Annotated in this window: 28 protein-coding genes and 2 tRNA genes; 8 read left to right on the forward strand and 22 right to left on the reverse strand. The window is 43.0% G+C overall.

Annotated features, from left to right (window positions below; genetic code table 11):
• Positions 1-7: 7 nt before the first annotated feature.
• The 4 genes from rplS (at position 8) to B3V56_RS10645 (ending at position 2,641) form a co-directional block, all read left to right on the forward strand.
• A complete protein-coding gene (rplS, locus tag B3V56_RS10630) occupies positions 8-352 on the forward strand; it encodes a 50S ribosomal protein L19 (RefSeq protein ID WP_286305434.1) in 345 nt (114 codons plus the stop codon).
• 109 nt (positions 353-461) lie between these two features.
• On the forward strand, positions 462-1,361 hold the full coding sequence (gene xerD / locus B3V56_RS10635; protein ID WP_289281506.1) for a site-specific tyrosine recombinase XerD: 900 nt from the start codon (positions 462-464) through the stop codon (positions 1,359-1,361).
• 73 nt (positions 1,362-1,434) lie between these two features.
• Positions 1,435-1,920, forward strand: coding sequence for a YajQ family cyclic di-GMP-binding protein (locus B3V56_RS10640; protein ID WP_289281507.1), 486 nt, complete (start codon positions 1,435-1,437; stop codon positions 1,918-1,920).
• A 7-nt stretch (positions 1,921-1,927) separates the two neighbouring features.
• Complete coding sequence (locus tag B3V56_RS10645) at positions 1,928-2,641, forward strand: DsbC family protein (RefSeq protein WP_289281508.1); 714 nt, start codon at positions 1,928-1,930, stop codon at positions 2,639-2,641.
• On the opposite strand, the gene B3V56_RS10650 is transcribed toward B3V56_RS10645, so the two are convergent.
• Both B3V56_RS10650 and B3V56_RS10655 read right to left on the reverse strand, forming a co-directional pair.
• Positions 2,627-3,382 (reverse strand): UDP-2,3-diacylglucosamine diphosphatase, encoded by a 756-nt coding sequence (locus B3V56_RS10650; RefSeq protein WP_289284271.1) that lies wholly within the window; start codon positions 3,380-3,382, stop codon positions 2,627-2,629. The two genes, B3V56_RS10645 and B3V56_RS10650, sit on opposite strands and share 15 nt — an antisense overlap.
• Positions 3,383-3,426: 44 nt before the next feature.
• Positions 3,427-3,927, reverse strand: coding sequence for a peptidylprolyl isomerase (locus B3V56_RS10655; RefSeq protein WP_339608391.1), 501 nt, complete (start codon positions 3,925-3,927; stop codon positions 3,427-3,429).
• A 344-nt stretch (positions 3,928-4,271) separates the two neighbouring features.
• Here B3V56_RS10655 and B3V56_RS10660 point away from each other — a divergent pair, with 344 nt between their 5' ends.
• Together B3V56_RS10660 and cysS are read left to right on the forward strand one after the other, a co-directional pair.
• Complete coding sequence (locus B3V56_RS10660; RefSeq protein ID WP_289281644.1) at positions 4,272-5,945, forward strand: glutamine--tRNA ligase/YqeY domain fusion protein; 1,674 nt, start codon at positions 4,272-4,274, stop codon at positions 5,943-5,945.
• A 1-nt stretch (position 5,946) separates the two neighbouring features.
• A complete protein-coding gene (gene cysS / locus B3V56_RS10665; RefSeq protein WP_289281511.1) occupies positions 5,947-7,338 on the forward strand; it encodes a cysteine--tRNA ligase in 1,392 nt (463 codons plus the stop codon).
• A gap of 40 nt (positions 7,339-7,378) precedes the next feature.
• Here cysS and folD read toward each other — a convergent pair whose 3' ends face one another.
• Positions 7,379-8,236, reverse strand: coding sequence for a bifunctional methylenetetrahydrofolate dehydrogenase/methenyltetrahydrofolate cyclohydrolase FolD (gene folD, locus B3V56_RS10670; RefSeq protein ID WP_289244013.1), 858 nt, complete (start codon positions 8,234-8,236; stop codon positions 7,379-7,381).
• A 140-nt stretch (positions 8,237-8,376) separates the two neighbouring features.
• On the opposite strand from folD, the gene B3V56_RS10675 reads away from it, so the two are divergent.
• Positions 8,377-8,453: transfer RNA gene (locus B3V56_RS10675), tRNA-Pro, on the forward strand.
• Positions 8,454-8,490: 37 nt separating this feature from the next.
• Positions 8,491-8,567: transfer RNA gene (locus tag B3V56_RS10680), tRNA-Arg, on the forward strand.
• A gap of 30 nt (positions 8,568-8,597) precedes the next feature.
• Here the strand turns inward: B3V56_RS10680 and B3V56_RS10685 are convergent.
• From B3V56_RS10685 to B3V56_RS10775, 19 genes are all read right to left on the reverse strand, one after another.
• Complete coding sequence (locus B3V56_RS10685; protein WP_289281512.1) at positions 8,598-9,710, reverse strand: tyrosine-type recombinase/integrase; 1,113 nt, start codon at positions 9,708-9,710, stop codon at positions 8,598-8,600.
• Positions 9,707-9,964 carry a DUF4224 domain-containing protein gene (locus tag B3V56_RS10690; protein WP_289281513.1) on the reverse strand — a complete coding sequence of 86 codons (258 nt, stop codon included), beginning with the start codon at positions 9,962-9,964 and terminating at the stop codon, positions 9,707-9,709. Before B3V56_RS10690 ends, B3V56_RS10685 begins: the two co-directional genes overlap by 4 nt.
• A 2-nt stretch (positions 9,965-9,966) precedes the next feature.
• Entirely contained in the window at positions 9,967-10,389 is a 423-nt protein-coding gene (locus B3V56_RS10695; protein ID WP_289281514.1) for a hypothetical protein, read from the reverse strand.
• Positions 10,382-10,558: a hypothetical protein gene (locus tag B3V56_RS10700; protein ID WP_289281515.1), complete on the reverse strand. Its 177-nt coding sequence runs from the start codon at positions 10,556-10,558 to the stop codon at positions 10,382-10,384. Before B3V56_RS10700 ends, B3V56_RS10695 begins: the two co-directional genes overlap by 8 nt.
• A 421-nt stretch (positions 10,559-10,979) precedes the next feature.
• A complete protein-coding gene (locus B3V56_RS10705) occupies positions 10,980-11,159 on the reverse strand; it encodes a carbon storage regulator (protein ID WP_289284272.1) in 180 nt (59 codons plus the stop codon).
• A gap of 13 nt (positions 11,160-11,172) precedes the next feature.
• The gene (locus tag B3V56_RS10710) at positions 11,173-11,400 is read right to left on the reverse strand and encodes a hypothetical protein (protein WP_289281517.1); all 228 of its coding nucleotides are present in this window, start codon (positions 11,398-11,400) and stop codon (positions 11,173-11,175) included.
• Positions 11,400-11,561, reverse strand: coding sequence for a hypothetical protein (locus B3V56_RS10715; RefSeq protein ID WP_289284273.1), 162 nt, complete (start codon positions 11,559-11,561; stop codon positions 11,400-11,402). Before B3V56_RS10715 ends, B3V56_RS10710 begins: the two co-directional genes overlap by 1 nt.
• A complete protein-coding gene (locus B3V56_RS10720) occupies positions 11,552-11,734 on the reverse strand; it encodes a hypothetical protein (protein ID WP_289281518.1) in 183 nt (60 codons plus the stop codon). The genes B3V56_RS10715 and B3V56_RS10720 overlap by 10 nt, the downstream gene beginning before the upstream one ends.
• Positions 11,731-12,201: a hypothetical protein gene (locus B3V56_RS10725; RefSeq protein ID WP_289281519.1), complete on the reverse strand. Its 471-nt coding sequence runs from the start codon at positions 12,199-12,201 to the stop codon at positions 11,731-11,733. Before B3V56_RS10725 ends, B3V56_RS10720 begins: the two co-directional genes overlap by 4 nt.
• A 222-nt stretch (positions 12,202-12,423) precedes the next feature.
• The gene (locus B3V56_RS10730; RefSeq protein WP_289281520.1) at positions 12,424-12,672 is read right to left on the reverse strand and encodes a hypothetical protein; all 249 of its coding nucleotides are present in this window, start codon (positions 12,670-12,672) and stop codon (positions 12,424-12,426) included.
• Positions 12,673-12,735: 63 nt separating this feature from the next.
• On the reverse strand, positions 12,736-13,161 hold the full coding sequence (locus B3V56_RS10735; protein ID WP_289281521.1) for a hypothetical protein: 426 nt from the start codon (positions 13,159-13,161) through the stop codon (positions 12,736-12,738).
• Between the two features lie 9 nt (positions 13,162-13,170).
• Complete coding sequence (locus tag B3V56_RS10740; RefSeq protein WP_289281522.1) at positions 13,171-13,629, reverse strand: single-stranded DNA-binding protein; 459 nt, start codon at positions 13,627-13,629, stop codon at positions 13,171-13,173.
• Positions 13,626-13,910, reverse strand: coding sequence for a hypothetical protein (locus B3V56_RS10745; protein ID WP_289284274.1), 285 nt, complete (start codon positions 13,908-13,910; stop codon positions 13,626-13,628). The genes B3V56_RS10740 and B3V56_RS10745 overlap by 4 nt, the downstream gene beginning before the upstream one ends.
• Positions 13,910-14,521, reverse strand: a complete 612-nt coding sequence (locus B3V56_RS10750) for a lambda exonuclease family protein (RefSeq protein ID WP_289281524.1) — start codon at positions 14,519-14,521, stop codon at positions 13,910-13,912. The genes B3V56_RS10745 and B3V56_RS10750 overlap by 1 nt, the downstream gene beginning before the upstream one ends.
• Positions 14,518-15,264 (reverse strand): hypothetical protein, encoded by a 747-nt coding sequence (locus B3V56_RS10755; protein WP_289281525.1) that lies wholly within the window; start codon positions 15,262-15,264, stop codon positions 14,518-14,520. The genes B3V56_RS10750 and B3V56_RS10755 overlap by 4 nt, the downstream gene beginning before the upstream one ends.
• Positions 15,236-15,469, reverse strand: a complete 234-nt coding sequence (locus tag B3V56_RS10760; RefSeq protein ID WP_289281526.1) for a hypothetical protein — start codon at positions 15,467-15,469, stop codon at positions 15,236-15,238. The genes B3V56_RS10755 and B3V56_RS10760 overlap by 29 nt, the downstream gene beginning before the upstream one ends.
• A complete protein-coding gene (locus B3V56_RS10765; protein ID WP_289281527.1) occupies positions 15,466-15,843 on the reverse strand; it encodes a hypothetical protein in 378 nt (125 codons plus the stop codon). The genes B3V56_RS10760 and B3V56_RS10765 overlap by 4 nt, the downstream gene beginning before the upstream one ends.
• A 34-nt stretch (positions 15,844-15,877) precedes the next feature.
• Positions 15,878-16,297: a hypothetical protein gene (locus tag B3V56_RS10770; protein ID WP_289281528.1), complete on the reverse strand. Its 420-nt coding sequence runs from the start codon at positions 16,295-16,297 to the stop codon at positions 15,878-15,880.
• A gap of 2 nt (positions 16,298-16,299) precedes the next feature.
• Positions 16,300-16,434: a hypothetical protein gene (locus tag B3V56_RS10775; protein WP_289281529.1), complete on the reverse strand. Its 135-nt coding sequence runs from the start codon at positions 16,432-16,434 to the stop codon at positions 16,300-16,302.
• Positions 16,435-16,645 lie beyond the last annotated feature (211 nt).

Here is a 16,645-nt window from a genome sequence, read left to right on the forward strand (position 1 = left end):
GTTAACAATGAGTAACATTATCGAACAGCTTAACGCTGAACAAGTGAGACAGGATATCCCTGAATTTTCAGCGGGTGATACTGTTGTTGTTAAAGTTAAAATCAAAGAAGGCGACCGTGAACGTGAACAGGCGTTCGAAGGTGTCGTTATTGCTAAACGCAACCGTGGTCTGCACTCAGCATTCACTGTTCGTAAAATTTCTAGTGGTGTCGGTGTTGAGCGTGTTTTCCAAACACACAGCCCATCAATCGCCAGTGTTGAAGTAAAACGTCGCGGTGATGTCCGTCGTTCTAAACTTTACTACTTACGTGATTTGACTGGTAAAGCAGCACGTATCAAAGAAAAGCTATAATCCGAATTGTCATAACAGACGATTGGAAAGAAAGGGTAGTGTGGTACACACTGCCCTTTTTTATTGCTTAGTTGTTACTATTAAATATCGGATATTTAACAGTAGTTATATGAGCGAGTCACAACCTTCTTATTATCTTGAACCTTTCCTAGACAGCTTATGGTTAGAATCTGGGCTAAGTCAACATACAGTGGACGCTTACCGTAGAGATTTATTAGCCTTCTCTGCCTGGTTGAATCAGTTTGATATTGATTTAGTCTCAGCCACGCAATTAGATATTCAACGCTATCAAAGTCAGCGCTTACGCGAAGGAAGAAAAGTCCGAAGTGAAGCCAGACTTTTATCTTCTCTGAGACGATTCTACCGCTATTTATTGCGTGAAGATATTCGTGATTCCGACCCTACGGCCCAGCTAGACTCACCAAGATTAGGTCGCGCTTTACCAGACAGTCTGACGGAAACAGAAGTCGAAGCGTTATTAGCTCAACCAGATATTACTGATCCTCTTGGCTTGCGAGATAGAACAATGCTGGAACTACTTTACGCTGCAGGGCTTCGGGTTTCAGAACTGGTGTCATTGCAATTAGAGCAAGTTAATCTTCGGCAAGGTCTGATTCGTTGTATTGGTAAAGGTAATAAGGAACGTCTGGTGCCCATTGGTGAAATTGCATTGGATTGGTTACAGGACTATCTCTACGAAAGTCGGCCTGCGATATTAAATGGGCAAATCACGGATGATATATTCCCCACTCGCAGAGGTAAGGCAATGACTCGGCAAGCTTTTTGGTACATCATTAAACGTTATGCCAGCCAAGCAAGTATTGATAAGCATTTGTCACCCCATACATTAAGACATGCCTTTGCAACACATTTACTCAATCATGGTGCAGATTTACGGGTCGTGCAGTTATTGCTCGGACATTCTGATTTATCCACGACACAAATTTATACTCACGTAGCCAAAGAGCGATTAAAACAATTACACGGTCAACATCACCCGCGTGGCTAGGAGTTGATAAGCCTGACGCTATCAAACATTAATGCTAAACTGGCCCGATTTTATAGCGCAATCAGGTGAACAGATGCCTTCTTTTGATATCGTTTCTGAAGTCGATAAACATGAACTTGCCAATGCAGTGGACCAAACAAACCGAGAGTTAAAGAACAGGTTTGATTTCCGTGGAACTGATGCCAAAGTAGAGCAGTCTGACAAAATGCTCACGATGCATGCAGATAGTGATTTCCAGTTAGATCAACTTCTCGATATTTTACGACTCAAGCTAGTCAAGCGTGGCGTTGATGTCAGCTGTTTAGAAGTCAAAGATTCTGTAGGTAACGGTAAAATGCGTAAACAGGATGTCTTAGTAAGAGAAGGTATCGACAAAGACTTATCCCGAACGATTGTTAAACTCATCAAAGAAAGTAAAGTGAAAGTGCAAGCAGCGGTTCAAGGCGAGAGCGTCAGAGTAACGGGAAAAAAGCGTGATGAACTGCAATCTGTTATTGCCATGCTAAAAGGTCACGATAAAATCGATATGCCATTACAGTTTAATAACTTTAGAGATTAATAACTCCATGTTGAAATATGCCATATTAGTACTGTCTTTGTTCGGTGTCAGTGTCGTAAACGCCGATAATGATGAGCTCCGTAAAAAGATAGAAAAGTCATTACCCGATGTAAAAGTTACTAGCCTGAAAGCGGTAGACGATACTGGATTTTATGAAGCCGTTATTAATGGTCAAATTCTCTATTTTTCTAAAGATGGCCGTTATGTGATTCAGGGTGACATGGTGTCATTGGATTCAAGAATCAATCTTACTGAACAACGTCGGGTGAGTTTACGTAAAGATGCTTTAGCCAAGCTTGATGAAAAAGATATGATTATCTTCGGTCCCCAAAAAGCGAAATACACCATTACTGTGTTTACTGATATTGATTGCGGCTATTGCCGTAAGATGCACGCTGAAATGGAGAAATACAACGATTTGGGCATTCGAGTCCGATATCTGTCTTTCCCGCGAGGTGGGATAGGGTCTAAATCTTATGATGATGCTGTCAATGTATGGTGTGCGGCCGATAGACAGAAAGCTATGACCAAGGCAAAACAGGGTCAGGAAATTCCTACAAAGACATGCGCTAATCCGGTAAAAGCTGAGTTCGAATTAGGTCAGCAACTGGGTGTGCAAGGCACCCCCTCTATTTTTCTCGAGTCTGGCCAGAATTTGCCTGGCTATTTGCCACCTGAAAAGTTGATTCAGGTACTGGACGAAAATTCATCGCAATCGTAAAGTTTGCTGCTGATTATCTAGTCGGTGATCATGTAATGTGAGTTGCTGATCATCGACCAAAAGATAACTGACTTTATTTTCCCAATCACCTAATACAATGCGATAGGCATCTTGATTGTTTCTTAATCTAACTTGATGAATGGCGGGACGATGGGTGTGACCGTGAATCAGTAGTCTGACATTGCTCTCAAACATCACTTTCTCAACTTCGGCCTGATTCACATCCATGATTTGGCTGGATTTATATTGTTTCTTTTGCTGACTTTGTTGTTTTATTTTGTCGGATATTTTTTGGCGAAAACGAGCGGGGAGTTTTAAAAAACACCATTGCAGAAAACGATTGTTCACCACTTTCCGATAACGTTGATAGCTGACATCATCAATACATAAGCTATCACCATGTAATAACAGGGTTGGTGTCTCTGCTAAATCTAGCTCGAAGCCGTCTTTAATCAATGTGGCATTCACAGCGTCAGCAAATGCTTTACCGAGCATAAAATCACGGTTACCCACCATCAGATAAAGGTTTATTCCGGCTTTGGTCAATGAGCGCAGAGTGTCGGTGAAATCAGAAAATTCAGCAGGGACTAAGTCATCACCTAACCAGGTGTTAAAAATATCACCCAGAATATAAATCTCAGAAACAGCATCAGCCTGTTGTTGAAGAAACTGACAGACAAGCGCCGTTAATTCAGGCTTGGCAGGATTTAAGTGAAGGTCAGAGATAAATAGTTTGGTCATAAGAAAGAAACCTGCTTGTGTAACAACAAGCAGGTTTTATCTGATTAATTGATGACGCTGGCTTTAATGATAATGATGTCTTCAGCAGGCACATCCTGATGTGGTCCACGCATAGTTGTATCGACTTCTCTTATTGAGTCGACGACATCCATACCTTCAATGACTTTACCAAATACAGCATAGCCCCAACCGCTGGGTACTTTACCCTGAAAATCAAGAAAGCCATTGTCGACAGTGTTAATAAAAAATTGAGCAGTGGCTGAATGAGGATCATTGGTTCTCGCCATAGAAACAGCGCCTCGCTTGTTACTCAAACCATTGTCGGCTTCATTCTCAATGGCTGATTTGGTGGGTTTTTGTTGGAATTCTTGAGTAAAACCACCGCCTTGAATCATAAAATTTTTGATAACACGGTGAAAAATCGTACCGTCATAGAAACCCTCGTTAACATAGTTAAGAAAGTTGGCAACAGTGACAGGCGCTTTATCTTCATTGAGTTCGATAACGATGTCACCATGACTGGTTTCAAGTTTGACTTGTGGCATTTTGGATATCCCATCTGCTTGTATTGAAAAAGAAAAAGTGGCAAATAGCCATAGCAATATTTGCGTAAAACGTCTGATCATAACGGAAAGGTCCCGGATCAATTTCGAACACAACATGATAGAGCAATATGGGGGCTGATGGGAATAAACAGGTCGCTATCTTGTAATAACTGAACTATTTCTATCACAAACAGGGGATTCAATGTAAATCGACAATGGGGCTATATGAAAGAACAATCGTTCAAGATTTAGCGGTTTTCTATATGAGGATGAAAAACAGCGCTGTTACCCAGCCCAACGGAGAGCGTATAATGCGCGTTTTCATAAAAAATTTGTCATTCAATATGTCCGAGTCTGCTGTTAATCATAATTTTATTCGTCCTATCATTCAGGAAGATATTGATACGGGAAGGGTGACTGGCAAAATCGTCACACGTTTTCCACCTGAGCCAAACGGTTATCTCCATATTGGTCACGCGAAATCTATCTGTCTGAATTTCGGTTTAGCTGAAGAGTTCGGCGGTGACTGTCACTTACGCTTTGATGATACCAATCCAGCTAAGGAAGAGCAGGAGTACATTGAAGCTATCAAGGATGATGTGCAATGGCTGGGCTTTCAATGGGCAGGGAATGTGCGTTATGCATCTAATTATTTCGAACAGTTTTACGCTTGGGCTATTCACCTCATCAAACAGGGTAAAGCCTATGTCTGCGATCTGACCGCTGAACAAGCCAGCGAATATCGCGGCTGGGCAACCAAGCCAGGTAAAGAGTCACCTTTCCGAAACCGTAGTGTTGAAGAAAACCTGACTTTGTTTGAGAAAATGAAGCAGGGTGAGTTTGACGAAGGTTTTTGCGTGCTGCGGGCGAAGATTGATATGGCTTCTCCGAATATGAATATGCGTGATCCGATTCTTTATCGCATACGTAAAAAAGCACATCACCAAACCGGTGACAAATGGTGTATTTATCCTAGCTATGACTTTGCTCATGGTCAGGGCGATGCGATTGAAGGGGTGACGCACAGTATCTGTACACTGGAGTTTCAGGACCATCGTCCTTTATATGAATGGTTTATTGAAAATCTGCCAGTGCCTTCCAAACCAAAGCAGTATGAGTTTGGAAGGTTGAATCTGAATTACACAGTGACCAGTAAGCGTAATTTGAAACAGCTCGTGGATGATCAAATTGTCGCTGGTTGGAATGATCCGAGAATGCCAACCATCTCAGGTATGAGAAGACGGGGCTACACCGCCGCAGCTCTTCGCGCTTTTTGTAATGGGCTTGCTGTAGCCAAAACAGACGGTGTGGTGGATATTGCACAGTTGGAATTTGAAATTCGTAATGACTTGAATGAAAACGCAGCACGGGCCATGTGCGTGCTCAACCCATTAAAAGTCTCGATCACTAATGCAGCTGACAACACTGAATGGCTAGAAGTCGCGAATCATCCGCAGCAAGAGTCTATGGGTCACCGCTCAATACCATTTACCCAAACGATTTATATCGATGCGTCCGATTTTACTGAAGACACCAGTCTGAGCCGAAAAAAATTCAAACGCTTAGTGATAGGGGACTATGTGCGTTTGCGTGGTGCCTATGTAATCAAAGCGGATGACGTTATTAAAAATGATAGCGGTGACGTGATAGAAGTGATTGCCTCATTAGTGCCTGATACCGTGGGGCAGAATCCACCACCTGAAATGAAGCCTCGAGGCGTCATTCATTGGGTGTCAGCAACAGAAGGCAAAGAAGTCGAACTACGTTTGTATGATAGATTGTTTTTGGCCGAAGCACCTGGCAAAGAAACGGGTAATTATCTGGATGATGTGAACCCTGAGTCATTGAAGGTGATTAAAGCACTTGCAGAGCCTGCTATAGTGGATTGTAAACCAGAAACGGTTTTTCAGTTTGAGCGAGAAGGCTATTTTGTTAGCGACCGTTATGATCACACCGCTGACTCGCCGGTATTTAATCTCACTATCAGTTTAAAAGAAGATACGTCGAAGAATAACTAATATGCTAAAAATCTATAACACCCTTACCAGACAGAAAGATGTTTTCACTCCCATACATGAAGGCAAAGTCAACATGTATGTCTGCGGTATGACGGTCTACGATTTATGTCACGTTGGTCATGCAAGGGTAATGGTTGTTTTTGATGTTGTGACGCGATACTTACGTGCACTGGGTTATAACGTGACCTACGTGAGAAATATTACGGATATTGACGACAAAATCATTAAACGTGCAGCAGAGAATGGCGAATCTATTCAATCTTTGACTGAGCGTTATATTGAAGAAATGCATAAGGATGCAGACGCTTTGGGTGTTCTCAGACCTGATCTTGAGCCTAAGGCAACTGAATCAATGGCAGAAATTCTGGCGATGATTGAGACCTTGATGGACAAAGGGCTGGCCTACAAAGCCGATAATGGCGATGTGTATTATGACGTCAGCGAATTCGACAGTTATGGCAAATTATCTGGTCGTAATATTGAAGACTTACGCGCTGGTGAACGAATTGCAGTCAATGAAGCAAAAACAGATCCTCTCGATTTTGTTTTGTGGAAAGCGGCCAAAGCTGATGAACCTGCCTGGGAATCACCTTGGGGGGCAGGACGACCAGGTTGGCATATTGAATGCTCAGCGATGTCAGCACACTGCTTGGGTGAGCGGTTTGATATTCATGGTGGTGGACAGGATTTACAATTCCCTCATCACGAAAATGAAATAGCACAATCTGAAGGCGCTCACGATTGTCAGTCAGTCAATTACTGGATGCATAATGGCTTTGTTCGTATAGACGATGAAAAAATGTCTAAATCTCTGGGCAATTTCTTCACGGTGCGTGAAGTGTTAGAGCTGTATCCGGCTGAGGTGATTCGTTATTTTATCTTATCGAGTCATTATCGTAGTCCTTTGAATTATGCCGAAGATCAACTAGATCAAGCCAAATCTGCATTAACCCGCTTTTACACGACTTTGCGTGATGTGGATACGGCAGAAAGTGTTCGTTGGCAGGATGATGAGGAATACGGTCAACGATTCAAATCGGCTATGGATGATGATTTCAATACGGCATTAGCGCTGTCAGTGATGGCTGATGTCAGACAAGCGATAAACAAGGCGAGAGAGCAAGGTCAATCAGATAATGTGGCTTATCTTGCTGGCCTGTTGTCATCATTTGGTGATGTACTTGGTTTGTTTCAGCAAGATGCAGACAAATTCCTGACCGGAGATGGCGACTCTGATCAACAAGCTGATTATATCGATAACTTAGTGGTTGAACGTAATCAGGCCAGAGCGGATAAAAACTGGGCTCGTGCTGATGAGATTCGTGATGAGTTGACGGAAATGGGTATCGTGCTTGAAGATGCGGCAGGTAAAACCAGCTGGCGTCGTGTGTAGTGAATATAAGCGCCTGCTTTTTTAGCAGGCGCTTACAGAGCTAGTCTTTGTGCAAAGTTTCTGCAGCAAATAAGGTATTTTCCAGAAGTGTCGCCACGGTCATAGGACCGACACCGCCCGGTACGGGTGTTATCCAACTGGCTTTTTCTTTGGCTTTTTCAAACTCTACGTCACCCGTGAGTTTGCCATTTTCCAAGCGATTAATACCGACATCAATGACGATGGCACCTTGTTTTATCCATTCACCAGGAATGAAACCCGCTTTACCTACGGCGACCACTAATAAGTCAGCACGACGCACTTGTTCTTCCAGATTATTTGTCCAGCGATGACAAACGGTGGTAGTGCAGCCAGCCAATAATAATTCCAGTGCCATAGGCCTACCAACTATATTAGAGGCACCTACTACCACAGCTTCGAGACCTTTGAGATCGACTCCAGTGGTGCGCAGTAGGGTAATCACTCCCTTTGGTGTACAAGGTCTGAGTTGTGGATTACGTTGAGCAAGACGGCCGATATTATATGGATGGAAGCCATCGACGTCTTTATGTGGGGCGATTCGTTCAATCACCGTTTCCGCAGAAATGTGTTGAGGCAAAGGTAACTGCACCAGAATGCCATCTATATCGTCATCTTGATTTAATTTATCAATCAGAGAGAGTAACTCTTCTTCGGTCGCTGTTTCTGGAAGATCATAGGCTTCAGATTTGAATCCAATTTCTTCACAGCTTTTTCGTTTGCTACCTACATAGACCTGCGATGCTGGATTAGCGCCTATCAATATGACCGCAAGACCTGGACGACGTTTTCCTTCTGCTAATCGTTCTGCCGTCGCTAATTTCAATTGTTGTTTCAGGTCAGCTGCAACTGCCTTGCCATCGATAATCTTTGCGCTCATTCATCATTCCCGCTTATGCAAAAGCGGCTATGATCGCATGATGTGAGCCGAACAGCAAAAAATATCAAAACAGTGATTGACTCTTAAATTCTAACCACGTATTATTTCGCCTTCTTCGGGGATGACTTCTCGAATTAAGTCGGGGCATAGCGCAGTCTGGTAGCGCATCTGGTTTGGGACCAGAGGGTCGGGAGTTCGAATCTCTCTGCCCCGACCACTTCTTAACTTATGTCCTCGCTTAGTAAAAATCATATGCGCCCGTAGCTCATCTGGATAGAGCATCGGCCTTCTAAGCCGAGGGTAGCAGGTTCGAGTCCTGCCGGGCGTACCATTTATTCAATGCTTTCATTGATAGCAGCTACTAACTACTTTCGCCATTCTCCCGTTTTACTTTCGCCATAATGCCACTATTCTGCATTTCGTGCGACTCTGTTTCTTCTCCTAAATAGTCCCTTATATAGCTGCGCGTTTGTGCTTCTGTTGAGTGTCCAAGCAGTCTACGTGTCGCTTCTATCCCTTCTTTTTTATATCGCTCTGTTGCCGCATACGGGCGTATATCTTTTAATTGCCAGCGCCTTTTTAGTGCTGCATCATCCCGCGCCTTACCAAACCAGTATTTAATCGTGCCATTTAATGACAGCTTATTACCCTTGTCATCAAAAAGAATAGGCGGGTTTATCATGGTGACTTTGCACGCCTTAAGTAGCTTTTTGCGTTTATTAATAAGCGCCCTTAAATCAGGGCCAATCTGTACGCGCTTAATCTTGTTGGTCTTACCCATTCGATAAACAAGCTCATCACCTTTATCATGCTCAAAACGAAAGCTGACAGCCTCATCAGGTCGAGCGCCTGACATATACAGTAAATCCATTAAATCTTTTATAAACGGCTTTGCCTTGGCGTGTACGGCTTTATACTCATCATGCGTGATAAGAATATCGCGATGCTCTTTAACTTTGTATTGCCTGGTCGTGCCTGTGATCGGGTTTTCTATCGTGCATAAGCCGCGAAGCTTAGCCCAATTGAAAATAACCGACATAAACTTAATTTCTTTCTTTGCTCCGACTTGTGATGATCTCGATTCAAAATACTGCAAAAACCACTCTGGCTTAAATGCATCGATATGCAAATGAGCAAAGACAGGCTCTAAATGCGTCCAATAGTTTTTGCGGTCCTTAATCGTGCGTGGCGATAACCCTGAAAGTGTTCTGTTTTCCGCCCATTTCATGTACTTGAGATAAATAGCACCCAACGTATCACCGGAATACTTTTCTATCTTGACGCCCTCAATCTCGCCCCATCTTTGTTTAGCTTTGGCAAAGTCAGTACCTAACGGCTCAGGCACGCGCTTTCCATTCTCATCACGTGGATGCTCGTAGTAATAAGCTACGCTAACACCTTTACGCGTCTTCCATTCACGCTTGACCATGCGAGGCGGTAACTCTGGATGCTTTGTTTTAGGTTTAGGGGTCATGATGCTTTGTTAAAGTTAGGCATTTGGCTGTCACCGCTGATACGAATATCGTTATTGATATTTATACCTGACATTTTGATGCGTGCGTACCATCTGCTTATTTTAATTTCATTCTTACCGGACACACTGAAGCTCCAACGACCAGTAATCAGCCAGTCAATTTGCTTTCCACGCTGCTCAAAGCCGGTAAGCTCAATCACTTCCTTGTCAGTTAGAAATTCGCTTGCTATTTCGTTTTGAATGATTAATGCCATAATCACACCTTCTCTTGTCCTGGGTTGCGTAGTTTTTTGACATATTCGTCTTTAAATTCATTTGTTATTTCTCGATGCAAATAACCGCGATCAGAACACCACTGGCAGAAATCATTAATAGCCTCAGCCTGAATCTCCCTAACCACATCAGTACAAGATGGCGGTATAAGCTCTTTAACTTTTGCCATATTACCTTCATCAGCAGCGAGTGAGATTAGGCCGAGTTTGGCGATGAGACGGTGCTGCTGCTCGTGTAATGGCTCAATTTTTTTGTTATGTAAATGGTCATACATAGCCATCATTGCATTAGCAAACCAACCAAGCATTAATTCCTCATCAGCTTCTGGGAAAGTCTTCTTGTAAAATTCAGACCAAGCTTTTGCGTCTGGGTTTGTGTGTATCGACATATCGTATTCTTCACTCATATCTCACCTCAATAATTCGGTTTTTGTATTTCATCTCTACCCATGGATAATCACTGCATTCGTCATAGACTTTTAAAGCCTCTTCAAATGTGTTGAAATGAAGCGACACTTTGTAATTTCGCTCTAGGTCTTCATATTTTCCGGCGTTGACAAAAAATAAATCACTCATAACTCCCCTGCCTCTAGTTTGTTTTATCAATTGCGTCGCAAAACTCTAACCACACTGAGTGACTTAGATTTACTGCTCGTGTGCCGTCATTACCTATATCAGCTCGTTCAAGTAAGTCACCTCGGACTTTGTTCATCACTCCATTCAACCGCTCAATCGTTTCGGCTTGTTGTTTGTAATCATTAAACAATACGAAGCAACCCATTCACTAAGCTGCTCATCCGTTGCCGTTTCGATTATTTCTGGTGTTAGGTTGGTCATTGGTTTGCCTCAATTAGTAAAGCATCAGAATCAATAAAATTTTCAGTGTTGCACTCAATAAGCATTGATTTTGCGTACTAAAATGCTTCGTCTCTATCCATGCCGTTATCTACGATGCAGTCGGTCATTTCTTCCAGTATTTCCAGTGTTATTTCAAGCTTCATCTAACCTTCCTCATCTTTGTGGTCTTTTCCATTTTGGAAAGTGCCACTTCAATATCTTTCGGTACATCAACCTCAAAAGTCACTTCTTGGGTTCTGACGTGTACTTGTCTGATGGTTATCTTCACATCGTCACCTATCACTAGGCTTGTTTCTGTTTTGCGGTTAAGGGTTAGCATAAGGCAGCCTTTTCTAGCGTTCTTCTTCAATAGCTTGCATGGCTGCTATGCGTATCTGTTTTCTAGCAGTCAGCAAAAGAATCAGATATATAAGAAAGCCAGTTATTCCTACAATCATTACAAATGGCCTATCCATCGATAGGGCGCTAACAGATATGGATAAAAACAACCCACATAAAAAAGCAAACAGAAGCATGTCGTCCAAATTTGTTATTGATTTAATAAAGCCTTGCTTAGTCATCACTCATAATCCTCAACTCTGATAATGTCTTTTTCATCAATCTCAATCACTTCGCCGTCAGTCCACTCTCTACAACCTTCATTCGGGTACTTGTCGGCGTGCTTTGGATGCTCACAGCCATTGTTAAGTAGTACACAGCTTGTGCAGCGGCCTATTTGCATTTGATATTGCTCACGTTTTCACATCTAACCCAAGTCAGATCACCGTCACCGTAAAAATCAAAAGCGATTAGCCTCTCGCGAAAATGAACAGATACGATGCTGTATTCGTGTTCTTGATAAGTCGCTAACATTCCAGCTGTCCACTCAACTTCTACAAATTCATCTTGAGTCATCCCATTTCTCCGTTATTAAGTCTGCTATCTCTCAACATAGTCAGGCGATTGCAAAACTCTGATTCAGTAAGAACAGTTTCTTTCCGGTTTGAATTTCCAATACTGTGTGTAAATCTTGCTGTTCCAGCAGCTTCTAAGCATTTTCTGAAGTCTTCGTTTTGCTCAAACATCGCTAGATAAACTCTGTCCAACAAATCCTGGTACTGTTTTGATGAGCGTTTATACTCAACACCTTTCCACCACAAGCGCTGCATAGACTTCCATCGCTTATTGCGTGATCTGCCTTTTCTCTTTGCTTCCTTTCCAATCAACCCGCAAGTTATTTCCTGTGCATTTTGGTTCTCAAACTTAAGGGATTGAAGGAACCCCTCCATAGAGCTTATATTCACACCATCAAACACAAATTCTCTTCTAGTGAAGTTTGATAATTTGTTTGCTGGGTATTTGTTGTCGCTTCCTATATCCATATCCATTCCCCATTAAGTCTGCTATTTGCATTTGAGTGATGACTCTGCTTATCGACGCCAATCAGAGACTCCAAGCCTTACAAGCCACCACTCAAACACATGGCAGTTTTACTTACCTGCCCTTCGCATTAATGAACAACCTCAGCCCTCTACAATTACTAATCATTTTTTGACTATTTAAATAAATTAAAAAAATTTACTGAGGCTGCTCATTGATGCCTGCTATCTTTTCTCGAAAAAATCACATTTATTGCAGCTGTATAATCCTGGCCATTTATCTCCGGCTGCTTCCATTTCGTGATCACCTTCATTGCAAAAAACTTCATAGTTAAAACTAATGCTTGTTTGAAACTTAAAAGTCTTGCCGCAATCGCACTGCTGTTCATGGTCGATGTTCTCTTCATAACCTTGGCCATCATCATGGATAATTTCTTGCTCTGTTCCGCAATATGGGCAAATAACGTCAGACATCATCAAATCCTCTTATTAAGTTTCACCTTGTGGCACCTTTTAGCCCCTTTCGGGGCTTGGTTGTTATCCGTTTGCTGCTTCACCGTGTATTCGGTGCCATTCATTGTGATGCTTGTTACAAAGCCATCTAACGTCTAATGGTTTTGCATAATCATCGTGGTGTGCGTGTACTTCTTTTTCTCCACATTCTTCACACGGTTGTTTTTCTAGTATTCCGTCACGAAGAGCATTTGCTACTTGATTGTGTGCTTGTCGCTTAGTTGGGTTTCTTTGAATGTATGAAACCTTTGCTTTATTTGACGCCCTCCTTCCAACTTCAGTCCTTGCGTATTCACGTCTCGCCATGATTCTGTTCGGCTTATTAGCTCTAGCTTTGTCATATTCTCTCTGGCATGATTTGCACCGCGCTGCTAATCCATCAACTGATGCAGCTCTCTTGTGAAAATCATCATCTTGTTTAGTGGTGTCGCATACATTGCAGTGCTTCATGGTTATCTCCTAGAAGGGTATGTCCCGATCATCGTAATAGTCATCACCACCTCCATAATCCGGCCCCGCATTGCTCGCTGCTGGTTGTGGTTGGCTTGTCGCTGATTGACCTGCTGCTTGCGACTGACCTGAATCACCACGACCGTCCAACATCGTCATTTCATTACCCACTATTTCGGTGGTGTATTGGTCTTGGCCTTGTTGGTTTTGCCATTTACGGGTTTGGATTCTGCCTTCGATATAGACTTGTGAGCCTTTACGCAGGTATTGCTGGGCAATTTCGCCGAGTTTGTTGCGTAAAACTACGCGGTGCCATTCTGTGCGTTCTTGGCGCTCTCCGGTTTGGCGGTCTTTCCAGCTCTCGCTTGTGGCGATGCGCAGGTTGCAGATTGAGCCGCCGTTAGGGAATGCTCGGCTTTCTGGATCTGCACCTAAGCGACCTACAAGAATGACTTTGTTGACGCTCATGCCGCCACCTTCAACTGTTTCAGGCGTGACTCATGGCTACCAGTGTCTTTACCGTTTGCCTTTCTCCACTTAATTTGCAGCTCTAACAACTTTATTTCGCCTTTGATGGTTGTTGTGTAGTAACTTCCACTATCATCCTCAGCAACACGTTCAAGCAGTCCTTCATTCTTGAATCTATAAACCATTCTTGATAAATAGGTGTTTGCATCTTCAGCTATATCAACGTGCAACCCTTCATCGCGTGATGCAAAGTAAAGTACTTTCTCTTCTGTGTATCTCATTACATGCTCCTAATCTTTTGTTCCAAGTCGTTAAGTTCGTTGTTGAAATCATCCACGGCTTTTGCTATTTCTTTTATTCTCGCTTCATCCCGATAAACTCTGACTTGCACTAAAGGCAAGTTAGGGCAGTAAGAAACGAAGTCGCACCATTCACGTTCTGCAATCCATAACTGTGTTTGTATTTGTGGCTCGTGTTCTTTTGGTACTTCCTGGCTAAACAAGACGGGCAAATGAATCGCTGGCATTTTTGATTTAATCTCCATGCAGCCATCATCATTAATCAGCGAGTCAGGGCTTGCTCCGGCCGTTTTTTCATCGTTGGTAATGAATCCAACCTCTTGAGGCTCACAGTCATTTATGAACGCATACAAGGCTCTAGCCTCTGGCTCAAGAATGTGTCCTCGCTCTGTATAGCGGTTGCCTTGAAACTCGTTTATCTGGTCAATAGCGACGCGCTCAGCGAGCAGCTTCATCATGTAGGCATAACGCGTTTTACTTGGTGCGCTGCCTCTGCCTTTTGAAAGCACGTCAGAGATAGCTGATGCCGTCACGATTCCACGTCTAGCATCTAGCCATTCTTGGCTGTTTTGCTCTACGTTATGGATAATCATGCTGCATCAGCCTTGTGTGCTTTTGCTTTGAGCATGGAAACAGCTTGATCGTATTTATCAGCTGGTAAACCTTCGATAGCGCCTATGGCGAAGAACTCGCAGAATTTACCCATATTTGCATTTGTTTCTGCTGCGAGCTTATTGATTGCTTCGACCTGTTCTTTTGTAATTAGTGAACGATCATTGCTTTCTGCACCAGTACCGGTTGATGCATTTACAGGCATGTCCTGTGCTTCTTCTGCTGTTATTAAACCGAGCAGGGCATCAGCGAACTGGTTACGCAGGGCAAAGCCTCTTGCACGCATAGCCAGCATGCGTTTAGGGTATTGTTTCCACGTGTTCTTACCCCATAATCCAGCCGTTTGAGCATCAGCTTGGCTAAAGTGCTGTGTATGCTTTGTTCCACCTTTACGCCATACAACACATTTAGCTGTCATGCTGGCCTCATCGAATGTTTCTTCAATACCACCGAAAGAAGGGTGGTTTTGGACAAGGGCCAGCATCGCGTCACCCCAGATGGCAGGGCGTCCATTAATAACAGCAATATTCTGAATTGCTTGCATAGGGTTTAAGCCAATCTCATTACCCATCATCATGGCAATCAATGTGTCTTCTGGCTTACCCTTAAATTGAGCTGGTGCAAGCTGTGAATTAGCAATCATTGTTGCCAACTGCATGGCCTGACCCATATCTCTAGGTGCAACGTTGAACCCGTTATTTTGAGTTGTCGTTAACTGATTCATCTTCATCATCCTTTTTATCTTGAGCCCCAAAAATCTCAGCAAATGCCAAAGCACTTTTAGAATTTTCACCGCCTAGTTGTTCGTTAAAATCGTCGTATTGTTTTTGATCCATAATTGCTGCACCGATTAAGAGAGTGAAGGCAAAAGCTAACCCGATATTGGTGTCAATTAATGACTGCAGGCTTTCTAGGGTTGAGGTGTTCATTGCTTGCCTCTGGCTTTTGCAATGGCTTTTTCGGCTTGCTCAACAGAGGAATCACCTACTTCGCAATAGTCACCACCTTGCATTTCACTTAAGCATCTTTCCAAAGACTCAATCAGTTCTTTCTCTAGCTCGGTTAATTGTTTTGGTTTTTCTAGTTCAGAGAGTAGGGTGTAAGCAGTATCTATTGCTTGCTTAGCAAGCTGGCTATCACTCACCCCTGAATAACCCAGGCTTTCTGCGCCAGGCCATGCAGATAAAAGAGCCGCCATATTTCTTGCTGCAAGCTCTTCGCGCTTTGTTAAGCCTGTATGTGGCTGCATCCCACTATTTTGACCACCCTCAAAAGGCATTGCTGGCATATCACCGTTATTCATAACCCCACCTCAATCACATAAAGCTCAGCAGCACTCATGACGCTTGCCTTTTAAGCATTTCAGGCAAGTCATCACCTATAAAAATGTTGACGCCTTTAACTGTCTTAAGCGTGTTTTCTTCAACGTCATAACCAAGCTCTGCAAGGTCTATAATCATGTCGAGAGCGTCATTCGCTACCTTGTCAGCACACTCTGCAATTCGAACTCTAAGTGCGGTGATATCGCTACTTCCAAGGCCAATCATTTGTATTTGGGTGTCCATTGAATTGGGGTCTTTATCCCAGAGCATTTCACTGATGTTTTTAATATCGAAGTGAGTCTTAGAGCGTGTGCCGTCATCGATAATGATTTGAGAGCCACGCAGAAGGTGATACGCAATCTCCTTGGCTGACTCTTCTCTACGCTCACGTTCAGCCCACTCATGTGGAAATGCTGTGCTTATGTAAATAGCCATGATTAACCCCCAAACAATGCGTAAAGAAACAGAATGGCAACGAAGTTAATAATGAAGATGCTGTAACCGCGCTCTAACCACTTATTAACCTTGCTTTTCACTTCGATAGTGCAACTGCCAACTTTGTGTAAGTTCATATCTCTATTCCCCGTTAATTTCAGCCCTAACCGGCATCACCTATCTGGTTTAAGCCTGTTGTCCGAAACCGTTGAGTCTCACGTTAAGCAGGGTGCATCGGCTCACACTCGTCATTGCCTGCGTTTCGGTAGCTGTTGGGAGTAGTCTATAACCAAAGTTATAATAAGTCAATAACCAAAGTTATATTAATTTTCAAAAGGCAATAAAAAA

It is taken from the genome of Methylophaga sp. UBA2513 (assembly GCF_002341285.1).
GTDB lineage: Bacteria > Pseudomonadota > Gammaproteobacteria > Nitrosococcales > Methylophagaceae > Methylophaga > Methylophaga marina.

What these genes read in the sequence shown, in the direction of transcription:
- rplS (WP_286305434.1), top strand. Translation starts at nt 8, where the DNA reads ATGAGTAACATTATCGAACAGCTTAACGCTGAACAAGTGAGACAGGAT.
- xerD (WP_289281506.1), top strand. Translation starts at nt 462, where the DNA reads ATGAGCGAGTCACAACCTTCTTATTATCTTGAACCTTTCCTAGACAGC.
- B3V56_RS10640 (WP_289281507.1), top strand. Translation starts at nt 1,435, where the DNA reads ATGCCTTCTTTTGATATCGTTTCTGAAGTCGATAAACATGAACTTGCC.
- B3V56_RS10645 (WP_289281508.1), top strand. Translation starts at nt 1,928, where the DNA reads ATGTTGAAATATGCCATATTAGTACTGTCTTTGTTCGGTGTCAGTGTC.
- B3V56_RS10650 (WP_289284271.1), bottom strand. Translation starts at nt 3,382, where the DNA reads ATGACCAAACTATTTATCTCTGACCTTCACTTAAATCCTGCCAAGCCT.
- B3V56_RS10655 (WP_339608391.1), bottom strand. Translation starts at nt 3,927, where the DNA reads ATGCCACAAGTCAAACTTGAAACCAGTCATGGTGACATCGTTATCGAA.
- B3V56_RS10660 (WP_289281644.1), top strand. Translation starts at nt 4,272, where the DNA reads ATGTCCGAGTCTGCTGTTAATCATAATTTTATTCGTCCTATCATTCAG.
- cysS (WP_289281511.1), top strand. Translation starts at nt 5,947, where the DNA reads ATGCTAAAAATCTATAACACCCTTACCAGACAGAAAGATGTTTTCACT.
- folD (WP_289244013.1), bottom strand. Translation starts at nt 8,236, where the DNA reads ATGAGCGCAAAGATTATCGATGGCAAGGCAGTTGCAGCTGACCTGAAA.
- B3V56_RS10685 (WP_289281512.1), bottom strand. Translation starts at nt 9,710, where the DNA reads ATGACCCCTAAACCTAAAACAAAGCATCCAGAGTTACCGCCTCGCATG.
- B3V56_RS10690 (WP_289281513.1), bottom strand. Translation starts at nt 9,964, where the DNA reads ATGGCATTAATCATTCAAAACGAAATAGCAAGCGAATTTCTAACTGAC.
- B3V56_RS10695 (WP_289281514.1), bottom strand. Translation starts at nt 10,389, where the DNA reads ATGAGTGAAGAATACGATATGTCGATACACACAAACCCAGACGCAAAA.
- B3V56_RS10700 (WP_289281515.1), bottom strand. Translation starts at nt 10,558, where the DNA reads ATGAGTGATTTATTTTTTGTCAACGCCGGAAAATATGAAGACCTAGAG.
- B3V56_RS10705 (WP_289284272.1), bottom strand. Translation starts at nt 11,159, where the DNA reads ATGCTAACCCTTAACCGCAAAACAGAAACAAGCCTAGTGATAGGTGAC.
- B3V56_RS10710 (WP_289281517.1), bottom strand. Translation starts at nt 11,400, where the DNA reads ATGACTAAGCAAGGCTTTATTAAATCAATAACAAATTTGGACGACATG.
- B3V56_RS10715 (WP_289284273.1), bottom strand. Translation starts at nt 11,561, where the DNA reads ATGCAAATAGGCCGCTGCACAAGCTGTGTACTACTTAACAATGGCTGT.
- B3V56_RS10720 (WP_289281518.1), bottom strand. Translation starts at nt 11,734, where the DNA reads ATGACTCAAGATGAATTTGTAGAAGTTGAGTGGACAGCTGGAATGTTA.
- B3V56_RS10725 (WP_289281519.1), bottom strand. Translation starts at nt 12,201, where the DNA reads ATGGATATAGGAAGCGACAACAAATACCCAGCAAACAAATTATCAAAC.
- B3V56_RS10730 (WP_289281520.1), bottom strand. Translation starts at nt 12,672, where the DNA reads ATGTCTGACGTTATTTGCCCATATTGCGGAACAGAGCAAGAAATTATC.
- B3V56_RS10735 (WP_289281521.1), bottom strand. Translation starts at nt 13,161, where the DNA reads ATGAAGCACTGCAATGTATGCGACACCACTAAACAAGATGATGATTTT.
- B3V56_RS10740 (WP_289281522.1), bottom strand. Translation starts at nt 13,629, where the DNA reads ATGAGCGTCAACAAAGTCATTCTTGTAGGTCGCTTAGGTGCAGATCCA.
- B3V56_RS10745 (WP_289284274.1), bottom strand. Translation starts at nt 13,910, where the DNA reads ATGAGATACACAGAAGAGAAAGTACTTTACTTTGCATCACGCGATGAA.
- B3V56_RS10750 (WP_289281524.1), bottom strand. Translation starts at nt 14,521, where the DNA reads ATGATTATCCATAACGTAGAGCAAAACAGCCAAGAATGGCTAGATGCT.
- B3V56_RS10755 (WP_289281525.1), bottom strand. Translation starts at nt 15,264, where the DNA reads ATGAATCAGTTAACGACAACTCAAAATAACGGGTTCAACGTTGCACCT.
- B3V56_RS10760 (WP_289281526.1), bottom strand. Translation starts at nt 15,469, where the DNA reads ATGAACACCTCAACCCTAGAAAGCCTGCAGTCATTAATTGACACCAAT.
- B3V56_RS10765 (WP_289281527.1), bottom strand. Translation starts at nt 15,843, where the DNA reads ATGAATAACGGTGATATGCCAGCAATGCCTTTTGAGGGTGGTCAAAAT.
- B3V56_RS10770 (WP_289281528.1), bottom strand. Translation starts at nt 16,297, where the DNA reads ATGGCTATTTACATAAGCACAGCATTTCCACATGAGTGGGCTGAACGT.
- B3V56_RS10775 (WP_289281529.1), bottom strand. Translation starts at nt 16,434, where the DNA reads ATGAACTTACACAAAGTTGGCAGTTGCACTATCGAAGTGAAAAGCAAG.